Raw genomic sequence first — 20,487 nt, 5'->3', positions numbered from 1 at the left:
TCTGAATTTCAAGCACTCCGCCAATAAGGAACACGGCCATGAAATTCGCGAAGATTTCCCAGAAGCTCGCCCTGTGGGCCGGCAGCCCCAAGACCTTCATGGGGGCGCTGATCCTGATTGGGTTATGGGCATTGACCGGGCCGATTTTTGATTACAACGACACCTGGCAACTGATCATCAATACCTCGACGACGATCATCACGTTCCTGATGGTGTTCCTGATTCAGAACACGCAGAACCGCGATACCGACATTCTGCACTTGAAGATCGATGAGTTGCTGCTGGTAACCAAGGAGGCGCAGAACGCAATGCTGGGGCTGGAAGCGTTGGATTTGAAGCAACTTGAAGCGTTGCGCAAGCACTACCGTACGCTGGGTGAAGGGGAGGTGTTCAACCTTGAAGGTTTGGGCGAGAAGAGCAAGCCGAAGCAGGATTTGAATGATTGCTGAATCGTCTTTGTGTCGAGGGAGCAAGCTCCCTCGGCACAGGATTCTTGTAAGACTTGAGATTAGCGGCTGGCTTGCAGCGCTCTGGCCATCTCCAAATGATTTTGCAGTTTAGGCAATGTCTCATCAGCGAAAGCCTTGATCTCCGGAACATCGGTGGTCTGTGCTTCTTGCTGGATCTGCTGAATGGCTTCTTCAGTGGCTTTGACTTGGCTGGCGGCGTAGGCCTGGTCGAAGGTTGCGCCGTCTTTTACTTCAGGGATCATCTCCTTGGCCTTGTCGGCCATCTCGTCACGCGGTGCGACGGGCAGGTCGAGCTTTTTGGCGATTTTCGCCAAGTGCTGATTGGCCGTGGTGCGGTCGTTGATGACGACGATGGTGTAGTCCTTGACCTCTTTGGATTCGGTCTTCTGATGCGCCAGACGGCTTGCTTCGATGTCAGCCATGCCTTTGGCTGATGCATCGTTGATAAATTCGGCTGGCGACTGGGCAAAAGCGCTGCTGGCGAACAGTCCCAGAACAGTGACAAAACTCAAACGACGTACTTGGGTGGCCATCCGGCTCATGGTCGCGCCCTCCTTCTCTCAAAATTCAAGCGGGAGCTTGCGCCCCCGCCTCTCAATCAAAACAACCTTCACCGACTACTTCGATTTCTGAGCGGGCTTGCGGCCCATGTCTGTTTTCGCAGGCTCTTTATCGACCGTCGTTGTGGTGGTTTTCCCACCTTTGCGACCGGCTTCAGACGCCTTCGTTCGATCGTTGGCGAAGTTTCCCGAGTTCGAGTTTCTTGAATTAGGCATGATTCTCTACCTCTTGATATTGATCGTGGCGAGCAGGTGCCCGCCTAGATTGAGAATTTTCTGGCTGGCAAAGGTTTAGAAAAGTTGCCCGCGTCGCGACGAACGGTGAACCCGCATCAGCCATTGAGCTCGCGATGGTTCTGGCGCTTGGTGGCATACATCGCCTGATCGGCATGGCGAAACAATTGATGTTCCTCGCAACCATGCTCGGGATAGCGGGCGACACCGATACTCGGTTCGATCTGCAGGTTGTGGCCATCCAGGCGCATGGGTTGCACCAGCACTTGGCGGATTTTTTGCGCGACGCTGTCGGCATCTTCCACCGCTTGCACGCTGTGCAACAACACGACGAACTCATCACCACCGATCCGCGCGACCGTATCGGTCTCGCGCACGCAGCCCTTGAGGCGGTTGGCCACGGTTTGCAGGAGCATGTCGCCTACCGCATGGCCGAAGGTGTCGTTGACCTGCTTGAAGCGATCCAGGTCGACATACAACAGCGCCATGTGCCCGGAGTGCTCGCGGGCGCTGGCCAATGCAGCCTTCAGACGGTCACGGAGCAGCTCACGATTGGGCAGTTGAGTCAGTTGATCGTATTGCGCCATGCGCCGCAGTCGCGCGTGCAATTGCTGACGCTCGATGGCGGTAGCGACCTGGGCGCAGACGTATTGCAGCAGTTCCTTGTCCTGCTCGGTGTAGCGCTCGCCGCCGGGCAGACTTTTGACGATCAACGCGCCAATGGTGCCGTTTTTCGAGCTCAGCGGGACGCCGAGCCAGCACGGTGAATTCTGTTCGGCCACCAATGCAGCAAAATCCGGCGGGGAATCGGCGCTGTCCGGCGTCAGAAGAATCGGCTGACCACTACGGATCACTTGCGTACACAGGCGCCCGGTGATCGTCCCGGGTTGCTCGGGCTGCAATTCGTGATCGTCAACGTGATAGGGAAAGTTCAGCTGTGCACAGTGTTCGTCGTAGAGCGCCACCGAGAAATTCATCGCCGGCAGCCACTCGCCGATGATCAGGTGGATACGTTTGAACAACGCCAGCAAATCTTCCGCCACATGCGCCGCCTCGGAAATCGCATACAGCGCCGCTTGCCGCGATTCGGCCTGCTTGCGTTCGGTAATGTCGCGGGCCACGGCGATGCGTAATTGATCCACTTCCGACCAGCGCGCCGACCAGAGAATGTGAGCGACGCCGCCGTCCTTGCGCACGTAGCGGTTCTCGAAATTGAGCTTGGGCTCGCCACCCATGATCTCGCTGGCGGCAGCGAGCGTGCGCTGGCGATCCGCCGGGTGCACCAGCTCGATCATTTGCCGGCCGATCAATTCCTCAGGCGTGTAGCCGAGTATGCGCTCGCAGGCGGCACTGACAAAAACGAAGCGACCCTGCTTGTCCACCGCGCAAACGGCGTCCAGCAACAGGTCGATAAAACTCGCCAACGGCGCGGAATTTCGGCTTTCCATGGTTCAGCACAGGTGTCCGGGCAATGCAGCACTGATCAACCATCCTTGACCGTTCGATCCCGCATCCCTGCACGCAAAATCAAGCCTTGTTCGGCATCAGCCCCGGCAGCGCATGTAGCAGCGCATTGACGGCGAAACCGATGAACATCACGCCGCACAACCGGGTGATCAGCAGTTCATGGCGCTGATAAATCGTGCGCACTCGCTGCGCGCCGACAACGCCAATGAGGATAGCGTAAGCCAGCAATCCGCCGAGGAAACTCAGGGCGATCAGCGATGGCAGCATCGACCAGTTGAGCAGTTCGGCGCGGCTCGACAGCAGCGCTGTGAACGTCGCCACCGCCACCGGATAGGCCTTGGGATTGGTCAAGCCGAACAGGATGCCGTGCCAGAACGGATTGCGCGCCGCGCCTTGCGGCTGGTCATCGCTGCGGCGTTGCGCACGCACCGCGCGCCAGCCCAGCCAGAACAGGTACAAGCCGCTGAGTACGCCGAGCACATCGAACGCAGTGCTGCCGATTGCCCGTGCACCGACAATCGCGATCAACGCGGTGCTGCACCAGACCACGTCGCCGAGCAGGTGCCCACAGAGAAACCCTGCCCCGGCTCGTCGCCCGTGGGCCGCACCGATGCCGAATACCGCCAGCACACCCGGCCCCGGCGTAATGCCGTAAATGAAACCCGAGGCCAGAACGGCCATTAGTAACGATGGGGTCATGGAATACCTGCAAGCGCCAGAACACGTGGCCGCCAGTCTATATCAGCGAAATGTGTCAGATCACGGCGCGTCGTAAATACGCATGCCGGCGTACGGTTTCAGTCGACATGCCGCCAGCCGCGAAGCCAGTCCACCGACGTGGGCTTCGAGCTTGTGGCCATCGGGATCGAGAAAGTAGAACGACGCACCTTCGCTGCGGTTATCCCGCCATTCCTGCACGTTGGCCGCTTTTAGTGTCTCGACGAACAGCGGAAAATCCGCCGCATTCAGGCTGAAAGCGTAATGGGTGTAGTCGGCGGACGCCTCGGCGCTACGTTTCGGGTCAAGCGACAGGCACAACCACAACCCGGGCAGCGATAGATAGGCACCGGCATCCCACGTCGCGTCGACGCGCAATTGCAGCACGTCGCGATAGAACGCCAGGCTGCGATTCAGATCAGTGACGGCCAGGGTCAGGTGGTTGAGGCCGGTGAGCATCGGATCAGTAACCTCTGAGGTCTTCAGGGACGACGTATTGCTGGCCGTCGTAAGTCAGGGTGATCTGGGTTTTCTTCAGGTCGGTGGTTTTCGAAACACACTGATCGCCCGACTGGGTGTTTTTCATCTTACTGCCGCTGGTGGTGATGATCAGATCGGCGAGGCCGTGATGACTGGTGGTGCCGATTTCGAGCGTCCTGCGGGTTTTCTTCATGTAGCCCGCGCAACCGCTCATGAACTCACCGTGGTTCTTGTAGACCACCAAGCCTTCCAGTACCGGGCGCAGCTCATTGCCTTCGCGGACATACAGCGCCAGATCGGTTTTCTCGTAGGGAATCGCGCTGGAACTGTGCCCGAACATTGAACGCAGGCCAAACGCGCGGATGTCCGGCGCCAGTCGATAGCGGCCGGTGTCGATGCGCAGATCGTCAAAGCGAATGGCATCAGAGTTGTACGCGCCTGGTTTACGGTAAGTGGCGATGGTTTTTGCGTCGCTGGCATTGACGATCGCCAGATCCAGATCGAGCACCCCGGCATCGTCGCCGCCGGAGTCGGCAAGGTACGTGGTCTTGACTGAGATCGCCTGATTCGGGAAGGCCGGCCAGACGACGCAACGTGACATTGATTGGCCGTCATAGGCCTTGGTGGTACAGGCGCCTTGGGCTTGGGCGGTGATGGCCAGAAAACCGAGAGCAATAAGAAGTCTGGTTGGGCTGAACATTGTTCTTCCTTGATAAAAGTCGAGTGTGGCAGGCCGGTTACAGGCCTTGAACATCGTTAGGCAAAACGTAAGATTTGCCGTCGTAGCGCAGCGTGGTCAGTTCGGGCTTGTAATGGGTAGTCTTGATTTCACAGGTGTCCGGTGGCCCTTCTCCGGTGAGCCCGGTGGTGACCGATTTGAGGATCAGGTCGGCAAATCCGTGAGAGCTGGTTTTGCCCATCTCAATCGTGCGAACCGTAGTCCCGCGATCGCCCGCACAGTTGCCATCCCACTCGCCACTGAAGCGGTAAACCACCAGACGATTCAGCACCGGACGCAATTTTCCGCCCTCTTTCACATAGAGCGAGAGTACGGTTTCATTCAACGGATTGACGCTTGAAGAGCCTTTGAAAATCGCCCGCACACCAAAAGCACGCAGCGTCGGTGTGAGCTTGTAGCGCGCAGTGTCGAGTTCCACGCTCTGCATTTCGATGGCATCCGTGGAAAACGCAGAGGGTTGATGCCAAGTGGCGAGCGATGTCGAATCGTCTGCTGACAACACCGATAAATCCAAATCGTAGGTACCGATTTTTTCGCCTTTGGCGTACACCGGATCCGCTACAAATTTTGATACCGCGGTGATCGTCAGGGGCGGATCGACAGGCCAATCCTTGCACACAGAAAAGTCCCACTGCCCCGTCACCGCTGGCGGCGTGCAATCGGCAAACGCCTGCCCCGCCAGCAGCCACCCACCCAGCGCCACGCACCGGATCAATCCAGACTTCACTGTCACATCCCGCTCCTTGATAACTTTTCAGCCGCGCACTATCCCCTCCTCAATCGTGCGATTCAACCAGTTCAACGCCTGATCCCCACCCCGACGCTTATGCCACGCCAACACAAACGTGAACGGTGGTATCTCGAACGGCGGCGGTACGACGATCAATTCGCGCTGATCAATCTCCCGCAGCCCCCGCGACGACACCGTAAGAATCAGGTCTGTGCCGCTGATGAACTGCGGTGCGACGTTCCAGTGCGGCAGGCTGATCGCAACGCGGCGGCGTTCGCGCAAAGCGGTCAGCGCCCGTTCGATTTCCGGCGTACCGCTGCCGCGCATTTCCAGCAACACGTGCGGGCGTGACAGGTAGGTCGGCAGATCAAGAACACCGTCGGCGGGCAATGTCTGACGGTCGAGCAGGCACACGTAGCGCTCTTCGAACAGCAGCGTACTGCGCAGCTCATTGGGCATTTCCGGGAACACCCCGGCGGCGACGTCGATATCGCCGTTGAGCACGCCTTCAAGCATGCCTTCGCGGCTGGCGTGGCTGATCTGCAAATCGATGCCCGGCGCTTCGCGGCGCAAGGTGCGGATCAGCCCGGGCAGGATAATCGCCGCGCCATAGTCGGACATCGCCACGCGGAAAGTACGGCGGGCACTGGCCGGATCGAAGGTGTTGGGCGCCAGCAACGATTGCACTTGGGCCAGCGCTTCGGCCAGTGGCGCGACCAGTTCCAACGCCCGCGCAGTGGGCGCCAGACTGGAACCGGCGCGAACCAGCAACGGGTCGCCGAGCAGGTCGCGCAAGCGCGCCAACGCATGGCTGACCGCCGGTTGACTCAGGTGCAGGCGCTCGGCTGCGCGGGTGACATGTTGCTCACTGAGCAAAGCGTCGAGGATCACCAGCAGATTGAGATCGATACGGCGCAGATCATTCATTTGATGCATGTTCTGGATGACAAAACGGAATTTAAATCTGCTCGACGAATAGCCTAGAGTCCAGCAAAACCTGTTGGAGGAAGAGCATGAGTACGCTGCAGTGGACCGGTTTGTTGGCGTTGGCCGCTTTTGCCGGGGCGGTTGTGCCGTTTCAGAGCGCCATCAATAGCAACCTGGCGCGCGGATTGGGGCATCCGTTGTGGGCGACGCTGGCGTCGTTGCTGGTGAGTGTTCTTGTGCTGTTGCCAGTAATTGTGGCGCTACGCTTGCCGTTGCCGTCGTGGGCATTTATCAGCAAGGCACCGTTATGGATGTGGGCGGGGGGCGCGTTCGGGGTGTGTTTTGTGGCGCTGGCGGTGATGCTTTTGCCCAGGCTTGGAGCTTCGGGGTTTGTCGCGTTGGCGTTGGCTGGGCAGGTGATTGCATCAATGGTGCTGGATCACTTTGGGCTGTTCGGGTTGGTCGAGAAGCAGCTGACATTGTCGCGGGTGTTTGGGGCCGTGTTGCTGATTGCCGGGGTGGTGTTGATTCAGTTTGGCGGGGTGTTTGAGAGGAATGTGGTGACGGTTGGATGATGGGAATAGCGGATGGATTTGCGCTGCCTTGAAGTCAGTCATCGCGGGCAAGCCCGCTCCCACAGGGTTCTGCGGCGAATACAGATTTATGTATCGCCGCGCAAACTGTGGGAGCGGGCTTGCCCGCGATGGCGTCGGTGTAGCAGCCAAACTCTTTCAGAATGCAGCCGATCTCAAAACGCGTTGCGGAAAATCTCCTCGATCTGCCGCTGATCCGCCGCACGCGGATTGGTGAAACCGCAGGCATCTTTCAAGGCATTGGCGGCGAGAATCGGGATGTCGGTGCATTTCGCGCCGAGATCACGCAGCCCGCCGGGAATCTCGACGTCACTGGCCAGGCAGCGGATCGCGCTGATCGCCGCTTGCGCGCCCTCTTCCGGGCTGAAGCCACGAATATCTGCGCCCATCGCGTGGGCAACATCGGTGAGGCGATCGGCACACACCAGCGCGTTGAACGTCTGCACGTGCGGCAGCAGAACCGCGTTACACACGCCGTGAGGCAAGTCGTAGAAACCGCCCAACTGGTGCGCCATCGCATGCACGTAACCCAGCGATGCATTGTTGAACGCCATGCCCGCGAGGAACTGCGCGTAAGCCATGTTCTCCCGCGCGGCAAGATCACTGCCGTCGCGCACGGCCAGACGCAGGTTGTTGCTGATCAGGGTCATGGCCTTCAACGCGCAGGCGTCGGTGATCGGGTTGGCGGCGGTCGAGACGTAGGCTTCGATGGCGTGGGTCAGGGCGTCCATGCCGGTGGCGGCGGTCAGGCTTTTCGGCATGGCGACCATCAACGCCGGGTCATTGACCGACAGCAGTGGCGTGACGTTGCGGTCAACGATGGCCATTTTCACGTGGCGCGATTCGTCGGTGATGATGCAGAACCGGGTCATCTCGCTGGCGGTACCGGCGGTGGTGTTGATGGCGATCAGCGGCAGTTGCGGCTTGCTCGATTGATCGACGCCTTCGTAATCGCGGATCTGTCCGCCATTGGTCGCACACAGGGCAATGCCCTTGGCGCAGTCGTGAGGCGAACCGCCGCCCAGCGACACCACGAAATCACAGCGACTTTCCCTCAGCAGCCCCAACCCGGCCTCGACGTTGGCGACGCTCGGGTTCGGTTTGGCGCCATCGAAGATCACCGAATCGATGTCCTGCATCGCCAGTTTCTCGGCGATCATGCTCGCCACACCGGCCTTGGCCAACCCCGCGTCGGTAACGATCAGCGCCTTGCGAAAACCATGGTTGCGGATCGCGATCATGGCTTCGTCGAGGCATCCGCTGCCCATGATGTTGACCGCCGGAATGAAAAAGGTGCTGCTCATCGTGTATCTCCTGACTGGGGCCGAACCGACCGTCCGACTCGGTGGATGGATACAGGATCGACCGATCGGTCACGGCCGATGTTGATCTGGCTCAATGCCCGCTCGTGATAAAGTCGCCGCCCATCAGCCCCTATGTTTTGAGATGTGCCAAGCAATGAGCGATTTTCTGGATGTCGACGCGACCCTCGAAGACTGGAACACCCTGCGCGCCGCGACCGAATACAAGGGTTTGCTGGTGGGTAACGGTGCCAGCCGCGCGGTGTGGGACGACTTCGGCTACGACTCGCTGTTCGAAAACGCCCGCACGGTGGAAGAGAAACCGCTGAGTCCGTCGGAACTGGCGGTGTTCGATGCAATGCAGACACGCAGTTTCGAGCAAGTCCTCGGCGCACTGAAAACCACCAGCCGGGTCAACAAGGCACTGGCCGTCAGCTCGGCGGCGCCGCGCAATCGCTACTACGCGATCAAGGAAGCGCTGATCAACACCGTGCACGCCGTGCACATTCCATGGCGCCTGGTGCAGACCTCGACACTGACCACGCTGAATGAAGAACTGGCGCGTTATCGCACGGTGTTCACGACCAATTACGACCTGCTCAATTACTGGGCTCTGCAGCACAAGAGCGAAGCCATCGACGACCTGTTCAACGGTGCCAACGCGAGTTTCGACCTGAGCGAAACCACCACCGGCAAACCGCGCTTGCTGTACCTGCACGGTGGCCTGCACCTGGTGCGCAATCAGGATGGCACCGCACGCAAACTGACCTCGACCGAGGGCACGCTGCTCGGCAGTTTCGCGATCAACAACACGATCAAGACACTCGATGACGTGCCGCTGTTCGTCACTGAAGGGCCGAGCGCGGACAAGCTCAAGACCATCCGCAGTTCGGATTATCTGTCGTTCTGTTATGAGCAGTTATTGGGCCATGGCGACAGTCTGTGCATCTTTGGCCATGCACTGGGTGAGCAGGACGCTCATATCGTTCGGGCGTTGCGTCTGGCGAAACCGAAGATGGTGGCGATCTCGATTTACCCGCGCAGTGCGGCGTTCATTCAGCACCAGAAGCGGCATTACGCGAAGGTGTTCGAGGGGATGGGGGTTGAGTTGCGCTTCTTTGATTCGAAGACGCATGCGCTAGGGAATCCAAAGCTGTCGGTGCCCGTCGAGGTTTAGCGGCAAGGCTTCTGACGCCATCGCTGGCAAGCCAGCTCCCACAGGAATTCTGCCTGGATCAGAATTTGAAGTTCGACACATGACACTGTGGGAGCTGGCTTGCCAGCGATAGCGATAAACCCGTCGACATCCAGGCTGCGGATACTGGCCAACTCCAACAGAACATTCACTCTTCAGCGCTGTGCACCACCACCAGCAACTGCGCCTGCACCTCGCCCACCGAGCGAATCCGATGCGGTTTCTGCGCATTGAAGTGCAGCGCATCGCCGCGTTCCAGCAGCACCCGCTCGTTCATGAAATCCACTTCCACCTGCCCTTCGTGGACAAACAGAAACTCCTCGCCCAAATGCTCCTTGAAGGTCTTGTCGGTGAACTCGCTCGGTGGGTAGATGATGAACGGCAGCAGGTTGCGCTCACTGACCTGATGCGCCAGCACCGCATAACCCGGGCTCTGATCGTTTGCCGCCAGTGACTGCCGCTCGTGGCTGCGCACCAGGCTGTAGCTGTCGAGGCTGACGTTGTCTTCGGAGAACAGTTCCTCGACTTTCACGTTCAGCGCTTTCGCCAGTTTCAGCGCAGCGGCAATCGACGGGGTGTTCAGCCCGCGCTCGACTTTCGACAGATAACTCTTGGTCATGCCGGATTTTTCGGCCAATGCCTCAAGGGTTACGCCAAGTTTTTTTCTCAATAATTTCAAACGGATAGACATGCGCAGCGGTTATTCCATTGAGGAGGCGACGATTTGTGCTTGCCAATGACACTTTGTGTCATATAGCCTCTTTAGTGTCATTTGCAATCACCCAAAGGACACAGACATGGCCAAGACATTAGCACTACCCAAAGACCAACTGGTCAAGCAAGCGCTGACCCAGATGCAAAACACCCTGGCGGATAATACGTGGACAGACCGGCAAAAGCTGGCCCTGACCTGCCGGATTCTGTTCGAAAGCGGTCACGACTCCGGCCTCGCCGGACAGATCACCGCCCGTGGCCCGCAACCGGGCACCTATTACACTCAGCAACTGGGCCTGGGCTTCGATGAAATAACGGCGAGCAATCTGCTGCTGGTCAACGAGGATCTGGAAGTGCTTGAAGGCCACGGCATGGCCAACCCGGCCAACCGTTTCCACAGCTGGGTGTACCGCGCCCGCCCGGACGTCAATTGCATCATCCACACCCACCCGACGCACATTGCTGCGCTGTCGATGCTGGAAGTGCCGCTTGAAATCTCGCACATGGATCTATGCCCGCTGTACGACGATTGCGCGTTTCTCGAAGGCTGGCCGGGCGTGCCGGTGGGCAACGAAGAAGGCGAACTGATCGCCGGGGCCTTGGGCGACAAGCGCGCGATCCTGCTGTCGCACCATGGCCAGTTGTCGACCGGCACCACGATCGAGGAAGCCTGTGTCATTGCGCAATTGATCGAGCGCGCCGCCAAGCTGCAACTGTTGGCGATGGCGGCCGGAACGATCAAGCCGATCATTCCTGAGCTGGGCCGCGAGGCGCATGACTGGGTGTCGAAACCGAAACGCCACGCCGCCGCTTTCAACTATTACGCTCGGCACAACCTGCGCCAACACGCCGATTGCCTGAACTGAAACCCATTTGACGGAGTCATCCCCATGTCCAACATTCACGGCATCATCGGCTACACCATCACCCCGTTCGGCGCCAACGGCGAAGGGCTGGATCTGCCGGCGCTGGGTAAATCAATCGATCGCTTGATCGACAGCGGCGTGCACGCCATCGCCCCCTTGGGCAGCACTGGCGAAGGCGCTTACCTGAGCGACGCGGAGTGGGATCAGGTCGCCGAGTTCAGCATCAAACATGTGGCCAAACGTGTGCCGACCATCGTCAGCGTGTCTGACCTGACCACCGCCAAAGCCGTACGCCGCGCGCGCTTTGCCGAGGCCCATGGCGCCGACGTGGTGATGGTGCTGCCGGCGTCCTACTGGAAACTCACCGAGGCAGAAATCCTCGCCCACTACCGTGCCATTGGCGACAGCATCAGCGTGCCGATCATGCTCTACAACAACCCGGCCACCAGCGGCACTGACATGTCGGTCGAGTTGATTCTGCGGATCGTCGGTGCGGTGGAAAACGTCACCATGGTCAAGGAGAGCACCGGCGACATCCAGCGCATGCACAAGCTGCAATTGCTTGGCGAAGGCCAGGTGCCGTTCTACAACGGCTGCAACCCGCTGGCGCTGGAAGCGTTCGCGGCCGGGGCGAAAGGCTGGTGCACGGCGGCGCCGAACCTGATCCCGCAACTGAACCTAGATCTGTACGCGGCGTCGCTGGCGGGAGATATGGCCAAGGCGCGCGAACTGTTCTACCGCCAGTTGCCGTTGCTGGATTTCATCCTCAAGGGCGGTTTGCCGGCGACGATCAAGGCCGGGTTACGTGAGACCGGTCTGGAAGTGGGCGATCCGCGCTTGCCGGTGTTTCCATTGAGTGAAACCGGGCGGGGTCAGCTGCAGGCAATCCTCAAAACCCTGCGCTGATTTTTCGGCAATACAGAAAACCTGTGGGAGCTGGCTTGCCAGCGATGGCGGCGTATCAGTCAACATCAATGCTGAATGATATGGCCTCATCGCTGGCAAGCCAGCTCCCACAGGAATGATGCTGGATTTGAAAGTGAGTTCAGAGGACCGGCAGGGTCTTGTCCTTGATGACTTTGGTCGGTCCGTTGGCCTTCACGCTGGCAATGCCCTTATCGCAAGCGGCGTCCGAAGAATACGACTCGCTGCTGCCGATGACCTGGTGATTGGCCGCCTTCAGATTGAAGTACGGATGGCCGTCCTTGGTCGACTTCTTCTCGTAACGTTCATCCAGCGGGCTGTTGGTCTGCACCGAGGCAATGCCGCCATCGGCTGCCGCGCGGGTGGTGTACAGCTCGCTGGTCAGAATCGTTTCGGCATTCGCCGCTTTCAGCACGAACCTGAACTGGCCGGTGCTGCTTTTACTCAACTCGTACCATCCGGACATGTTGCTGCTCCTGTGGATTGAACCCTCGAGAGTAAAGACGGTTTCGCCGGTTTAGCCACCGCTGGATGAGCGCCGAATCGCCAACATGACAAATGACAATAATTCTCGATATCATCCGCGACTTTCTGCGCCCCCGCTTCGTCGAGAAGGATATCCATGCCCCGCCTCACGCCCGATCCTCTGTCGGCTGATTCATTTCGCCGGTTTTACGGGGACATCCTGCATTACCTGCGCAAACGCACGGAAAATCCCAGCGACGCGGCGGACATGACCCAGGACGTATTTACCCAATGGCTCGACTATCGCGACCGGGCCAAGGTTGAGCAGCCGCGCGCTTTCCTGTTCCAGATGGCGCGTAATCTGCTGCGTGATCACTGGCGCCGGCAGAAAGTGCGGCACATCGTCCAGCCCAATCACGACAGCGATATCGAACCGGTCACCGACGAGCAGCACGATCCGATGGCAGCGGCGCAGCGCCAGCAACGGCTGGAGCATCTCAAGGAAGTATTGGCCGAACTCTCGCCACGTCGGCGCGAGGCCCTTATGCTGCACCGCTTTGAAGGCTTGAGTCAGGCGCAGATTGCCGAGCGCATGGGGATTTCGCTGAGCATGGTGGAGAAACACATCGCCTTCGCACTGATGCATTGCAAACAACGCCTTGAGCAAGACAACGGCATGGAGCAGCCAGAATGAACCGCCCGCACGAAGTCGACAGCGAATTGCCGGACGACAGCATCGACGGTCAGGCCGCCGCATGGTTTACCCGCAATCGCCAGCAACAGGGCCGCGCTGTCCGACAGGCATTCGAGCAATGGCTGCGCGAACCGGAACACGCCAAGGCCTATCGGGCGTTCGAAGAACTGTGGGCCGATCTTGGCGAATTGCAGCAACTGAATCGGCCGACGCCGCTCAAGCTGCAAAAACCCAAACGCCTCTGGCGCCCTACCCTGGCCGTTGCCGCGGCGTTGGTCGGCGCGGTGCTCGCCACGCAGTTGGGCACGTCCTACGGGGTTTTCCAGCAGCAGATTGCCGCGCAATCCAAAGGCATGCGCACCGTCGAATTGCCGGATGGCAGCACGCTGTCGGTGAACGCCAACACGCAACTGCGCGTCGATTACGACAGCCATCAGCGGCGGATCTTTCTCGAACGCGGCCAGTTCTATGTCGACGTCGCCCCGGACAAGGAACGGCCGATGTGGGTGCAAACCGGCGACGCCACCGTGCGGGTGGTCGGCACCGGTTTTGATGTCCGGCGCACCGACAAGCAGCTGGTAGTCAGCGTCGCCCATGGCCAGGTCGCTTTCGCACCGGACCCGCGCACGTCATTGCTGCTCGGCGCACAACAACAAGCGGCGGTCGATCTGGACAGCGGCAGCGTGCAGCAGCAAACGCTGGCCGTCAGCCAGGTCGCCGATTGGCGCACCGGGCACCTGTCGTTTCGCAACCGCGAACTGGCCAGTCTGGTGGATGAGCTGAACCTGTATCGCGCCAGACCGGTGCTGCTGGCCAATGCAAAACTGGGCCATATCAGAGTCTCCGGCAACCTCGACGTCGAGGATCCGGACGCACTGATCAACGCCCTGCCCGCGCTCATCCCGGTGAAAACAGTGGCCCTTGCCGACGGGCGCATCCGTCTCGAAAACCGCTGACATCAGCTCATATGAGAATATTTTGCATTCGCATGTGAGGTTTTTTTTGTCTGCCGCGTCTTCCTCCGGTCTGCGTTGCTGACGCAGGCCTTTTTGGCCTTTTGCCGCTTTGGGGGATTCCATGTTTCGCGTGTTTTCGCCGTACCCGCTCACCTGCCTTCGACCGACCCTGCTCGCCGCCGCCTGCCTGGCATTCAGCATGCAAGCCCATGCCGAATCGATCAGCCTGCACCTGCCGGCACAATCGATGGCAACTTCGCTGAGCCAGATCGCCCAGCAGGCGAAGATCCAGTTGCTGTTCGACGAGGCGCAATTGCGCAATCTCAAGGCTCCGGCCATCGACGGTGATTACAGCGCGGAAGCGGCGATTCGCCAGTTGCTCGACCACAGCCAGTTCGGACTGATCAAGGTCAACCAGACGTACGTGGTGCGCCCGGTGGAGTCCGTCACCAGCAGCAGCGACAGCATTCAGCTCGATGCGCTCAGCGTGATTGGTACCGGCACCGAAGTCGACTCCAGCACTGTCGGCCGCTCGACGCTGACTCAGGCCGACATTGATCGCCACCAACCGAACAACATTCCCGCACTGTTGAAGACACTGCCGGGCGTGAGCATGAGCGGCTCGATGAAACCCGGAGGCCAGAAGATCAACGTCTGGGGCCTGGGCGAGGCCGAAGACGTACCGATGACACTCGACGGCGCAAGCAAAAGCGGCTTCGAGCGCTATCAGCAAGGGACCATTTTCATCGAGCCGGAGCTGATCAAAAGCATCGAGGTGGAAAAAGGTCCGCACTCGCTGTTCACCGGCAACGGCGGCTTCGGTGCCACCGTGCACATGGAAACCAAAGATGCCCCGGACTTGCTGCAAGAAGGCCGCAATAGCGGCGCGATGGTCAAATATGGCTACGCCAGCAACGACCATCAGCAGACTTACACGGGTGCCGTGTTCGGTCGCACCGACGACGGGCGCGCCGACGCGCTGGTGTACCTGACCAAACGCGATGGCGACGATATGAAGCTCGCCGACAACCTGCCGGATCGCGACCACAACTACCCGCTCAACCCCAAGCGCCTGCCCAACAGCGCCCAGGATGTCGCCGGTCAACTGGTCAAGGTCAATCTGCACCTGACCGATGAGCACAGCGCCGGCCTGTCGTACTCGCACTCGGAAAGCCAGCGCTGGACACCGTTTTCCTCTGCCTCTTACCCGAGCCCGCCGAGCGCGTTCAACATTCAGAAATACGGTTACGAAGGCGCGTTGAAACGGTTGATTGCCAACCGCGAAACCCTCGACACCACCTGGTCCGGTTTCTACCAGTACCAGCCGCTGGACAACCGTTTGATCGACATGAAGTTGAGCTACTCGCAATCCGACACTGACCAGACCGACGAGCGTGACGCTACTGCGTTTTTCCAGCCGGCCTCGGGCGGTCGCAAAATGGACACGGCTTACCAGGATCGCGTCGTCGAGTTACGCAACATCAGCCTGTTCGAAACCGGCGCCCTGGCCCACGCCGTGACCACGGGTGTGCAAATCCGCAAGCACAGCCGCGACACGGACATGTGGATGCCGGGCGCCGCCTATGATGTGCCGAAGTACAACTTTGGCCATTTCCAGCCGTATTTCATGCCCAAGGGCAAGGTCGACACCAACGCTTTCTACCTGCAAGACGCGATCACCCTGGGCGATTTCACCCTGACGCCGTCGGTGCGTTACGACCACGTACGCAACCGCGGCGAAGCGAACGACGCGCCGTATTACAGCAGCCCGAATCCGGCCATGGGCCACGATTACAGCGACCGCACTTATACGGGTTGGTCGCCACGTTTGTCGGCGTTCTGGAAGGTCACGCCGGATACTGCGTTCTTCGTCGACTACAGCAAAACCTGGCGCGCACCGGTGATCGACGAGCAGTACGAAGTCCAGGGCATCGGCAATCGCACGGCAACCAGCGTCGACCTCGACCCGGAACGCATCACGGGCTGGCGCGCCGGTAACATCAGCCACTTCTCCAATGTGTTCACCGACAACGACAACGTACAGATTCGCACCACGTTGTATCGCAACAAGATCGACGACGAGATCTTCAAGGCCACCGGGGTCGGCTGCCAGAATCAGGCGATCAAGGGCGGCACGATCGATTCGGACTGCAAAGGCTCGGGTCCGATGAGCAACTACCGCAATATCGGCAGCCTGACCATCAAGGGCTTCGAGGTCGAAAGCTTCTATGACTCGACCTACCTGTTTGGCTCGCTGTCCTACTCGTGGATGACCGGCAAGCACGAAGGTGCCTACACCAACCCGTGGGGGCCAAACGTCTGGGCACGCGACATTCAGCCGGCCAAATGGGTGGCGGTCATGGGCGTGAAAATTCCGGGTTGGGATGCGCAAGTGGGCTGGCAGGGTGAGTTCGTGCGCCAGACCGATCGCTTGCCGAGCGATCGCTACAGCGGTGGCAAGAATACCCTCGGTGACGTGTATTACGACCAATACGCCAACGACCGCTACAACGTGCAGGGCCTGTTCGCCAACTGGAAACCGCAGCAGGCGTACCTCAAGGGCACCGAGGTCAACCTGACCATCGACAACCTGTTCAACAAAAGCTACCGCCCGGAGCTTAGCGGCGACCTGGCTTATAGCCAGGGGCGCAATGCCAAGGTGAGTGTGACGCGGTTCTTCTGAGCCAGAATTTTCGGTGACTGCGCCGGCCCCATCGCGAGCAGGCTCACTCCTACAGTTGGAATGCGTTCCCCTGTAGGAGTGAGCCTGCTCGCGATAGTGTCACCCCGGTCCGGGCTATTTCACCGCTGCCCGCACCACCGACAATTCCGGCGCACTCACCCGCCGCTGACTCAGATACCGCGTACAGCTCACCCGCAGGAACGACGCAAAGTTCACCACTTCCCCGCGATAATCCATCACCTCTTCATACAGCTTGGCGATCAACTGATTGGTGGTCATACCATCAACTTCGGCGATTTCGCTGAGGATGTCCCAGAACTGATTCTCCAGGCGCAACGTCGTCACCACGCCGCAAATGCGCAGCGAGCGCGAGCGTGACTCGTAGAGAATCGGGTCAGCCTTGACGTAGAGCTCGCACATCGGCGCTTCCTCGTTACAGGGTGATTTTGGTGCCGAGCAAGCCAAGGAAACCGGCCAGCCAGTTCGGATGCGCCGGCCATGCCGGGGCGGTGGCCAGATTGCCTTGAACGTGGCCGTCCGTCACCGGGATGTCGATGTACGTGCCGCCCGCCAGTCGGACTTCAGGCGCGCAGGCCGGATAGGCGCTGCATTCGCGACCTTCGAGAACGCCCGCCGCCGCCAGCAATTGCGCACCGTGGCAGACTGCGGCAATCGGTTTGCCGGCCTTGTCGAAGGCGCGTACCAGATCGAGAACATTTTCGTTGAGGCGCAGGTATTCCGGCGCACGACCGCCGGGGATCACCAGCGCGTCGTAATCGGCCTCGCTGACGTTGGCGAAGTCGAAGTTGAGCGCGAACAGGTGTCCGGGTTTTTCGCTGTAGGTCTGATCGCCTTCGAAGTCATGAATCGCGGTGCGTACGGTTTTGCCCGCCGCCTTGTCCGGGCACACGGCGTGGACGGTGTGCCCGACCATTTGCAGGGCCTGGAACGGCACCATCACTTCGTAGTCTTCGACGTAATCGCCGACCAGCATCAGGATTTTTTTCGCGGCCATGGGGAGGACTCCTCTGGAGAATACTTGGGAGTATTCAAGGTAGACCTTATCCCTGAGGCGGGGTAACAACCGGCTACTACCGAGTTGACTTCATCGCTGGCAAGCCAGCTCCCACAGTGACCGAGTTGAACAGAAAATTGGTGATCGCCTCAGAAACCTGTGGGAGCCAGCTCCCACAGTGTCCGAGTTGAACAGCAGATTGGTGATCGCCTCAGAACCTGTGGGAGCTGGCTTGCCAGCGATGGCGGCCTGGAACTGTACGGATAAGTCTGTGCCTAGCTGTAGCAGCCCGAACGCTGCGGTTTATGGCTTTATGAAGGTCATTCCCAGCCACCTTCAATTCCGGTCCCCCTCATGTCCTCGCGCGAAAACACCGGCATGGCCCTCGGCCTGCTCGGGGTTGTGATTTTCAGCCTCACCCTGCCCTTCACCCGCATCGTCGTGCAGGAACTGCATCCGCTGCTCAACGGCCTCGGTCGGGCGCTGTTCGCGGCGGTTCCGGCGGCGCTGCTGTTGTTGTGGCGCCGGGAAAAGTGGCCGACCTGGAAACAAGTCAAAGGCCTGAGCCTGGTGATCGCCGGGGTGATTCTCGGTTTTCCGGTGTTGTCGGCGTGGGCCATGCAGACCTTGCCGGCGTCCCACGGAGCGCTGGTCAACGGTTTGCAACCGCTGTGCGTGGCCCTCTACGCCGCGTGGTTATCCCACGAGCGCCCGTCAAAAGCCTTTTGGGCCTGCGCGGCGCTGGGCAGTGCGTTGGTGCTCGGTTATGCGTTGTACACCGGCGCCGGCAGTATTCAGGCTGGTGACTTGTTGATGCTCGGCGCGATTGCCGTCGGAGGGCTGGGCTACGCCGAAGGTGGCCGGTTGGCCAAGGAGATGGGTGGCTGGCAGGTGATCTGCTGGGCGCTGGTGCTGTCGACGCCCTTGTTGATCGGCCCGGTGTTGTACCTGGCGCTGCAGCATCAAGGGGCGGTGTCCGCCAAGACCTGGTGGGCGTTTGGCTATGTGGCGTTGTTTTCGCAGTTTTTGGGATTCTTCGCCTGGTACGCCGGGCTGGCCATGGGCGGCATTGCCCGGGTCAGTCAGATCCAGCTGTTGCAGATCTTCTTCACCATCGCCTTTTCGGCGTTGTTCTTTGGCGAGCATGTCGAGCCAATCACCTGGGTGTTTGCCTGCGGCGTGATTGCGACCGTCATGCTCGGCCGCAAGACCGCGGTGAAATCAAATGTGGGAGCGAGCCTGCTCGCGAAGGGGCCGTAACAGACAGAATCATCGCTGACTGTCAGTGCGCTTTCGCGAGCAGGTCGAGTCGTCGCACCGTCGCTCCCACAGGATCTGGCTCAGGCCAGGTAACCGTCGGCGCGCAGCAGGGTTTCCAGGCAGTGCTCGCTGATGTTGTAGAAGGCCTTCAACTCTTCGATCTTCACCAACAACTGCGCCGGGTCCACCGATTCGGCGCGTTTCACCGCCAGAATCATCTTGTTCTTGTTGGTGTGATCCAGCGAGATGAACTCGAAAACCTTGGTCTCGTAACCGCAGGCTTCCAGAAACAATGCACGCAAACTGTCGGTGACCATTTCCGCCTGCTGACCAAGGTGCAAACCGTATTGCAGCATCGGCTTGAGCAGCGCCGGGCTCTGGATTTGCAGACGGATCTGCTTGTGGCAGCACGGCGAGCACATGATGATCGACGCGCCCGAACGGATGCCGGTGTGGATCGCATAATCAGTGGCGATGTCGCAGGCATGCAGGGCGATCATCACGTCCAGCTCGCTCGGCGCGACGCTGCGCACGTCACCGCACTTGAACACCAGCCCCGGATGATCGAGCTTCGCTGCTGCGGCGTTGCACAGGTTGACCATTTCCTCGCGCAGCTCGACGCCGGTGACTTCGCCCTCGGCCTTCAAGGTGTTGCGCAGGTAATCGTGGATGGCGAACGTCAGATAGCCCTTGCCCGAACCGAAATCCGCCACCCGCACCGGTTTGTCCAGCGCCAGCGGCGACGAGGTCAGGGCATGGCTGAAGACTTCGATGAACTTGTTGATCTGCTTCCACTTGCGCGACATTGCCGGGATCAACTCATGCTGGGCGTTGGTCACGCCCAGATCCTTGAGGAACGGTCGGCTCAACTCCAGGAAACGGTTTTTCTCACGGTTGTGCTCGGCGGACGGCGCTTCGCGCAATTGCTGAGGTTTGCTCTTGAACAGCGAAGATTTGCCCTTTTTGCTGTATTCCAGCTGCGCTTCGTCAGTCACGGCCAGCAAGTGCGCATTTTTGAACGAGGTCGGCAACAGCGCGGCAATTGTCGCCACGCCTTCGCTCAGCGGCAGGTTCTTGGTGATGTCGCGGGTCTTGTAGCGATAGACGAACGACAGATTCGGCTGCGCCTTGACTGTCACCGGTTTGATGATGATCCGCTGCAGATCAGCCTCTTCACCGACGTATTTGGCCAGCACCAGTTTGATGAAGCCGTTCTGTTCGAGGCTGGTTTGCAGCAGCTCGATGAACTGGGCGTGGTGGTCTGGCGTGGGTTTGGTGGAAGGGGCGGTAACGGACATGGACAAGCGGCCTCGGGCAGGCGAAATCGGGAATGGCCGGTATTTTAGGGGGGATGGGGGTTGGGGACACGCTCTTATTTGCCGAACGGTTGTCAGAAGCACCCTCACCCTAGCCCTCTCCCTGTATGTACCGGAGACATGGTGGACAGGTGTTCGGAGACATGGTGGACACTTTTTAATAGACACATTGCTCATCACC

General features: G+C 59.6%; 23 protein-coding genes. 9 read left to right on the top strand and 14 right to left on the bottom strand.

The features are described 5' to 3' along the window. The first annotated feature begins 38 nt into the window (after positions 1–38). The gene (locus tag AC3WMT_RS20230; RefSeq protein ID WP_103305557.1) at positions 39–449 is read left to right on the top strand and encodes a low affinity iron permease family protein; all 411 of its coding nucleotides are present in this window, start codon (positions 39–41) and stop codon (positions 447–449) included. Between the two features lie 59 nt (positions 450–508). Here AC3WMT_RS20230 and AC3WMT_RS20225 read toward each other — a convergent pair whose 3' ends face one another. The 8 genes from AC3WMT_RS20225 to AC3WMT_RS20190 all read right to left on the bottom strand — a co-directional run bounded on the left by AC3WMT_RS20225 (position 509) and on the right by AC3WMT_RS20190 (position 6,333). Continuing rightward, a complete protein-coding gene (locus AC3WMT_RS20225) occupies positions 509–1,012 on the bottom strand; it encodes a DUF4142 domain-containing protein (RefSeq protein WP_103305556.1) in 504 nt (167 codons plus the stop codon). Between the two features lie 75 nt (positions 1,013–1,087). Next, positions 1,088–1,246: a KGG domain-containing protein gene (locus AC3WMT_RS20220; RefSeq protein ID WP_081500477.1), complete on the bottom strand. Its 159-nt coding sequence runs from the start codon at positions 1,244–1,246 to the stop codon at positions 1,088–1,090. Positions 1,247–1,362: 116 nt separating this feature from the next. Further along, a complete protein-coding gene (locus tag AC3WMT_RS20215) occupies positions 1,363–2,712 on the bottom strand; it encodes a GGDEF domain-containing protein (RefSeq protein ID WP_103305555.1) in 1,350 nt (449 codons plus the stop codon). Between the two features lie 79 nt (positions 2,713–2,791). Further along, the gene (locus tag AC3WMT_RS20210; protein ID WP_103305554.1) at positions 2,792–3,430 is read right to left on the bottom strand and encodes a LysE family translocator; all 639 of its coding nucleotides are present in this window, start codon (positions 3,428–3,430) and stop codon (positions 2,792–2,794) included. 60 nt (positions 3,431–3,490) lie between these two features. Then, the gene (gene fos, locus AC3WMT_RS20205; protein WP_103305553.1) at positions 3,491–3,907 is read right to left on the bottom strand and encodes a fosfomycin resistance glutathione transferase; all 417 of its coding nucleotides are present in this window, start codon (positions 3,905–3,907) and stop codon (positions 3,491–3,493) included. A 4-nt stretch (positions 3,908–3,911) separates the two neighbouring features. Continuing rightward, positions 3,912–4,628, bottom strand: a complete 717-nt coding sequence (locus tag AC3WMT_RS20200) for a PA3715 family protein (protein WP_103305552.1) — start codon at positions 4,626–4,628, stop codon at positions 3,912–3,914. A 37-nt stretch (positions 4,629–4,665) separates the two neighbouring features. After that, positions 4,666–5,400: a PA3715 family protein gene (locus AC3WMT_RS20195; RefSeq protein ID WP_103305551.1), complete on the bottom strand. Its 735-nt coding sequence runs from the start codon at positions 5,398–5,400 to the stop codon at positions 4,666–4,668. Between the two features lie 21 nt (positions 5,401–5,421). After that, complete coding sequence (locus AC3WMT_RS20190) at positions 5,422–6,333, bottom strand: LysR substrate-binding domain-containing protein (RefSeq protein ID WP_177431438.1); 912 nt, start codon at positions 6,331–6,333, stop codon at positions 5,422–5,424. A 77-nt stretch (positions 6,334–6,410) separates the two neighbouring features. Between AC3WMT_RS20190 and AC3WMT_RS20185 the strand changes: the two genes are divergently transcribed. Continuing rightward, entirely contained in the window at positions 6,411–6,899 is a 489-nt protein-coding gene (locus AC3WMT_RS20185; protein ID WP_492577925.1) for a DMT family transporter, read from the top strand. Positions 6,900–7,072: 173 nt separating this feature from the next. Here the strand turns inward: AC3WMT_RS20185 and yiaY are convergent, their stop codons facing one another. After that, the gene (yiaY, locus tag AC3WMT_RS20180; RefSeq protein ID WP_103305548.1) at positions 7,073–8,221 is read right to left on the bottom strand and encodes an L-threonine dehydrogenase; all 1,149 of its coding nucleotides are present in this window, start codon (positions 8,219–8,221) and stop codon (positions 7,073–7,075) included. A 154-nt stretch (positions 8,222–8,375) separates the two neighbouring features. On the opposite strand from yiaY, the gene AC3WMT_RS20175 reads away from it, so the two are divergent. Next, positions 8,376–9,395: a DUF4917 family protein gene (locus tag AC3WMT_RS20175; RefSeq protein WP_103305547.1), complete on the top strand. Its 1,020-nt coding sequence runs from the start codon at positions 8,376–8,378 to the stop codon at positions 9,393–9,395. Positions 9,396–9,561: 166 nt separating this feature from the next. Here the strand turns inward: AC3WMT_RS20175 and AC3WMT_RS20170 are convergent, their stop codons facing one another. Then, positions 9,562–10,104, bottom strand: a complete 543-nt coding sequence (locus AC3WMT_RS20170; protein ID WP_103305546.1) for a helix-turn-helix domain-containing protein — start codon at positions 10,102–10,104, stop codon at positions 9,562–9,564. 106 nt (positions 10,105–10,210) lie between these two features. Here AC3WMT_RS20170 and AC3WMT_RS20165 point away from each other — a divergent pair, with 106 nt between their 5' ends. Together AC3WMT_RS20165 and AC3WMT_RS20160 are read left to right on the top strand one after the other, a co-directional pair. Then, positions 10,211–10,993, top strand: a complete 783-nt coding sequence (locus tag AC3WMT_RS20165) for an aldolase (RefSeq protein ID WP_103305545.1) — start codon at positions 10,211–10,213, stop codon at positions 10,991–10,993. 24 nt (positions 10,994–11,017) lie between these two features. Further along, entirely contained in the window at positions 11,018–11,899 is an 882-nt protein-coding gene (locus AC3WMT_RS20160; RefSeq protein WP_103305544.1) for a dihydrodipicolinate synthase family protein, read from the top strand. Positions 11,900–12,038: 139 nt separating this feature from the next. Here the strand turns inward: AC3WMT_RS20160 and AC3WMT_RS20155 are convergent, their stop codons facing one another. Continuing rightward, a complete protein-coding gene (locus AC3WMT_RS20155) occupies positions 12,039–12,383 on the bottom strand; it encodes a YegP family protein (RefSeq protein WP_103305543.1) in 345 nt (114 codons plus the stop codon). Positions 12,384–12,539: 156 nt separating this feature from the next. On the opposite strand from AC3WMT_RS20155, the gene AC3WMT_RS20150 reads away from it, so the two are divergent. The 3 genes from AC3WMT_RS20150 to AC3WMT_RS20140 all read left to right on the top strand — a co-directional run bounded on the left by AC3WMT_RS20150 (position 12,540) and on the right by AC3WMT_RS20140 (position 16,715). Beyond that, complete coding sequence (locus AC3WMT_RS20150) at positions 12,540–13,076, top strand: RNA polymerase sigma factor (protein ID WP_103305542.1); 537 nt, start codon at positions 12,540–12,542, stop codon at positions 13,074–13,076. Continuing rightward, positions 13,073–14,032, top strand: a complete 960-nt coding sequence (locus AC3WMT_RS20145) for a FecR family protein (RefSeq protein ID WP_103305541.1) — start codon at positions 13,073–13,075, stop codon at positions 14,030–14,032. Before AC3WMT_RS20150 ends, AC3WMT_RS20145 begins: the two co-directional genes overlap by 4 nt. Before the next feature lie 121 nt (positions 14,033–14,153). Then, entirely contained in the window at positions 14,154–16,715 is a 2,562-nt protein-coding gene (locus tag AC3WMT_RS20140; RefSeq protein WP_103305540.1) for a TonB-dependent receptor, read from the top strand. A gap of 114 nt (positions 16,716–16,829) precedes the next feature. Here the strand turns inward: AC3WMT_RS20140 and AC3WMT_RS20135 are convergent, their stop codons facing one another. Both AC3WMT_RS20135 and AC3WMT_RS20130 read right to left on the bottom strand, forming a co-directional pair. Then, positions 16,830–17,135, bottom strand: coding sequence for a ribbon-helix-helix domain-containing protein (locus tag AC3WMT_RS20135; protein WP_103305539.1), 306 nt, complete (start codon positions 17,133–17,135; stop codon positions 16,830–16,832). 13 nt (positions 17,136–17,148) lie between these two features. After that, positions 17,149–17,730, bottom strand: a complete 582-nt coding sequence (locus AC3WMT_RS20130; RefSeq protein WP_103305538.1) for a DJ-1/PfpI family protein — start codon at positions 17,728–17,730, stop codon at positions 17,149–17,151. A gap of 354 nt (positions 17,731–18,084) precedes the next feature. On the opposite strand from AC3WMT_RS20130, the gene AC3WMT_RS20125 reads away from it, so the two are divergent. Then, entirely contained in the window at positions 18,085–18,990 is a 906-nt protein-coding gene (locus tag AC3WMT_RS20125; RefSeq protein ID WP_103305537.1) for a DMT family transporter, read from the top strand. Between the two features lie 80 nt (positions 18,991–19,070). On the opposite strand, the gene AC3WMT_RS20120 is transcribed toward AC3WMT_RS20125, so the two are convergent. Next, positions 19,071–20,288 (bottom strand): class I SAM-dependent methyltransferase, encoded by a 1,218-nt coding sequence (locus tag AC3WMT_RS20120; protein ID WP_103305536.1) that lies wholly within the window; start codon positions 20,286–20,288, stop codon positions 19,071–19,073. Positions 20,289–20,487: the final 199 nt, after the last annotated feature.

It is taken from the genome of Pseudomonas sp. FW305-7 (genome assembly GCF_058786735.1).
The sequence above is the reverse complement of the archived record's forward strand: the minus strand, read 5'-3'. Positions and strand labels throughout refer to the sequence as shown.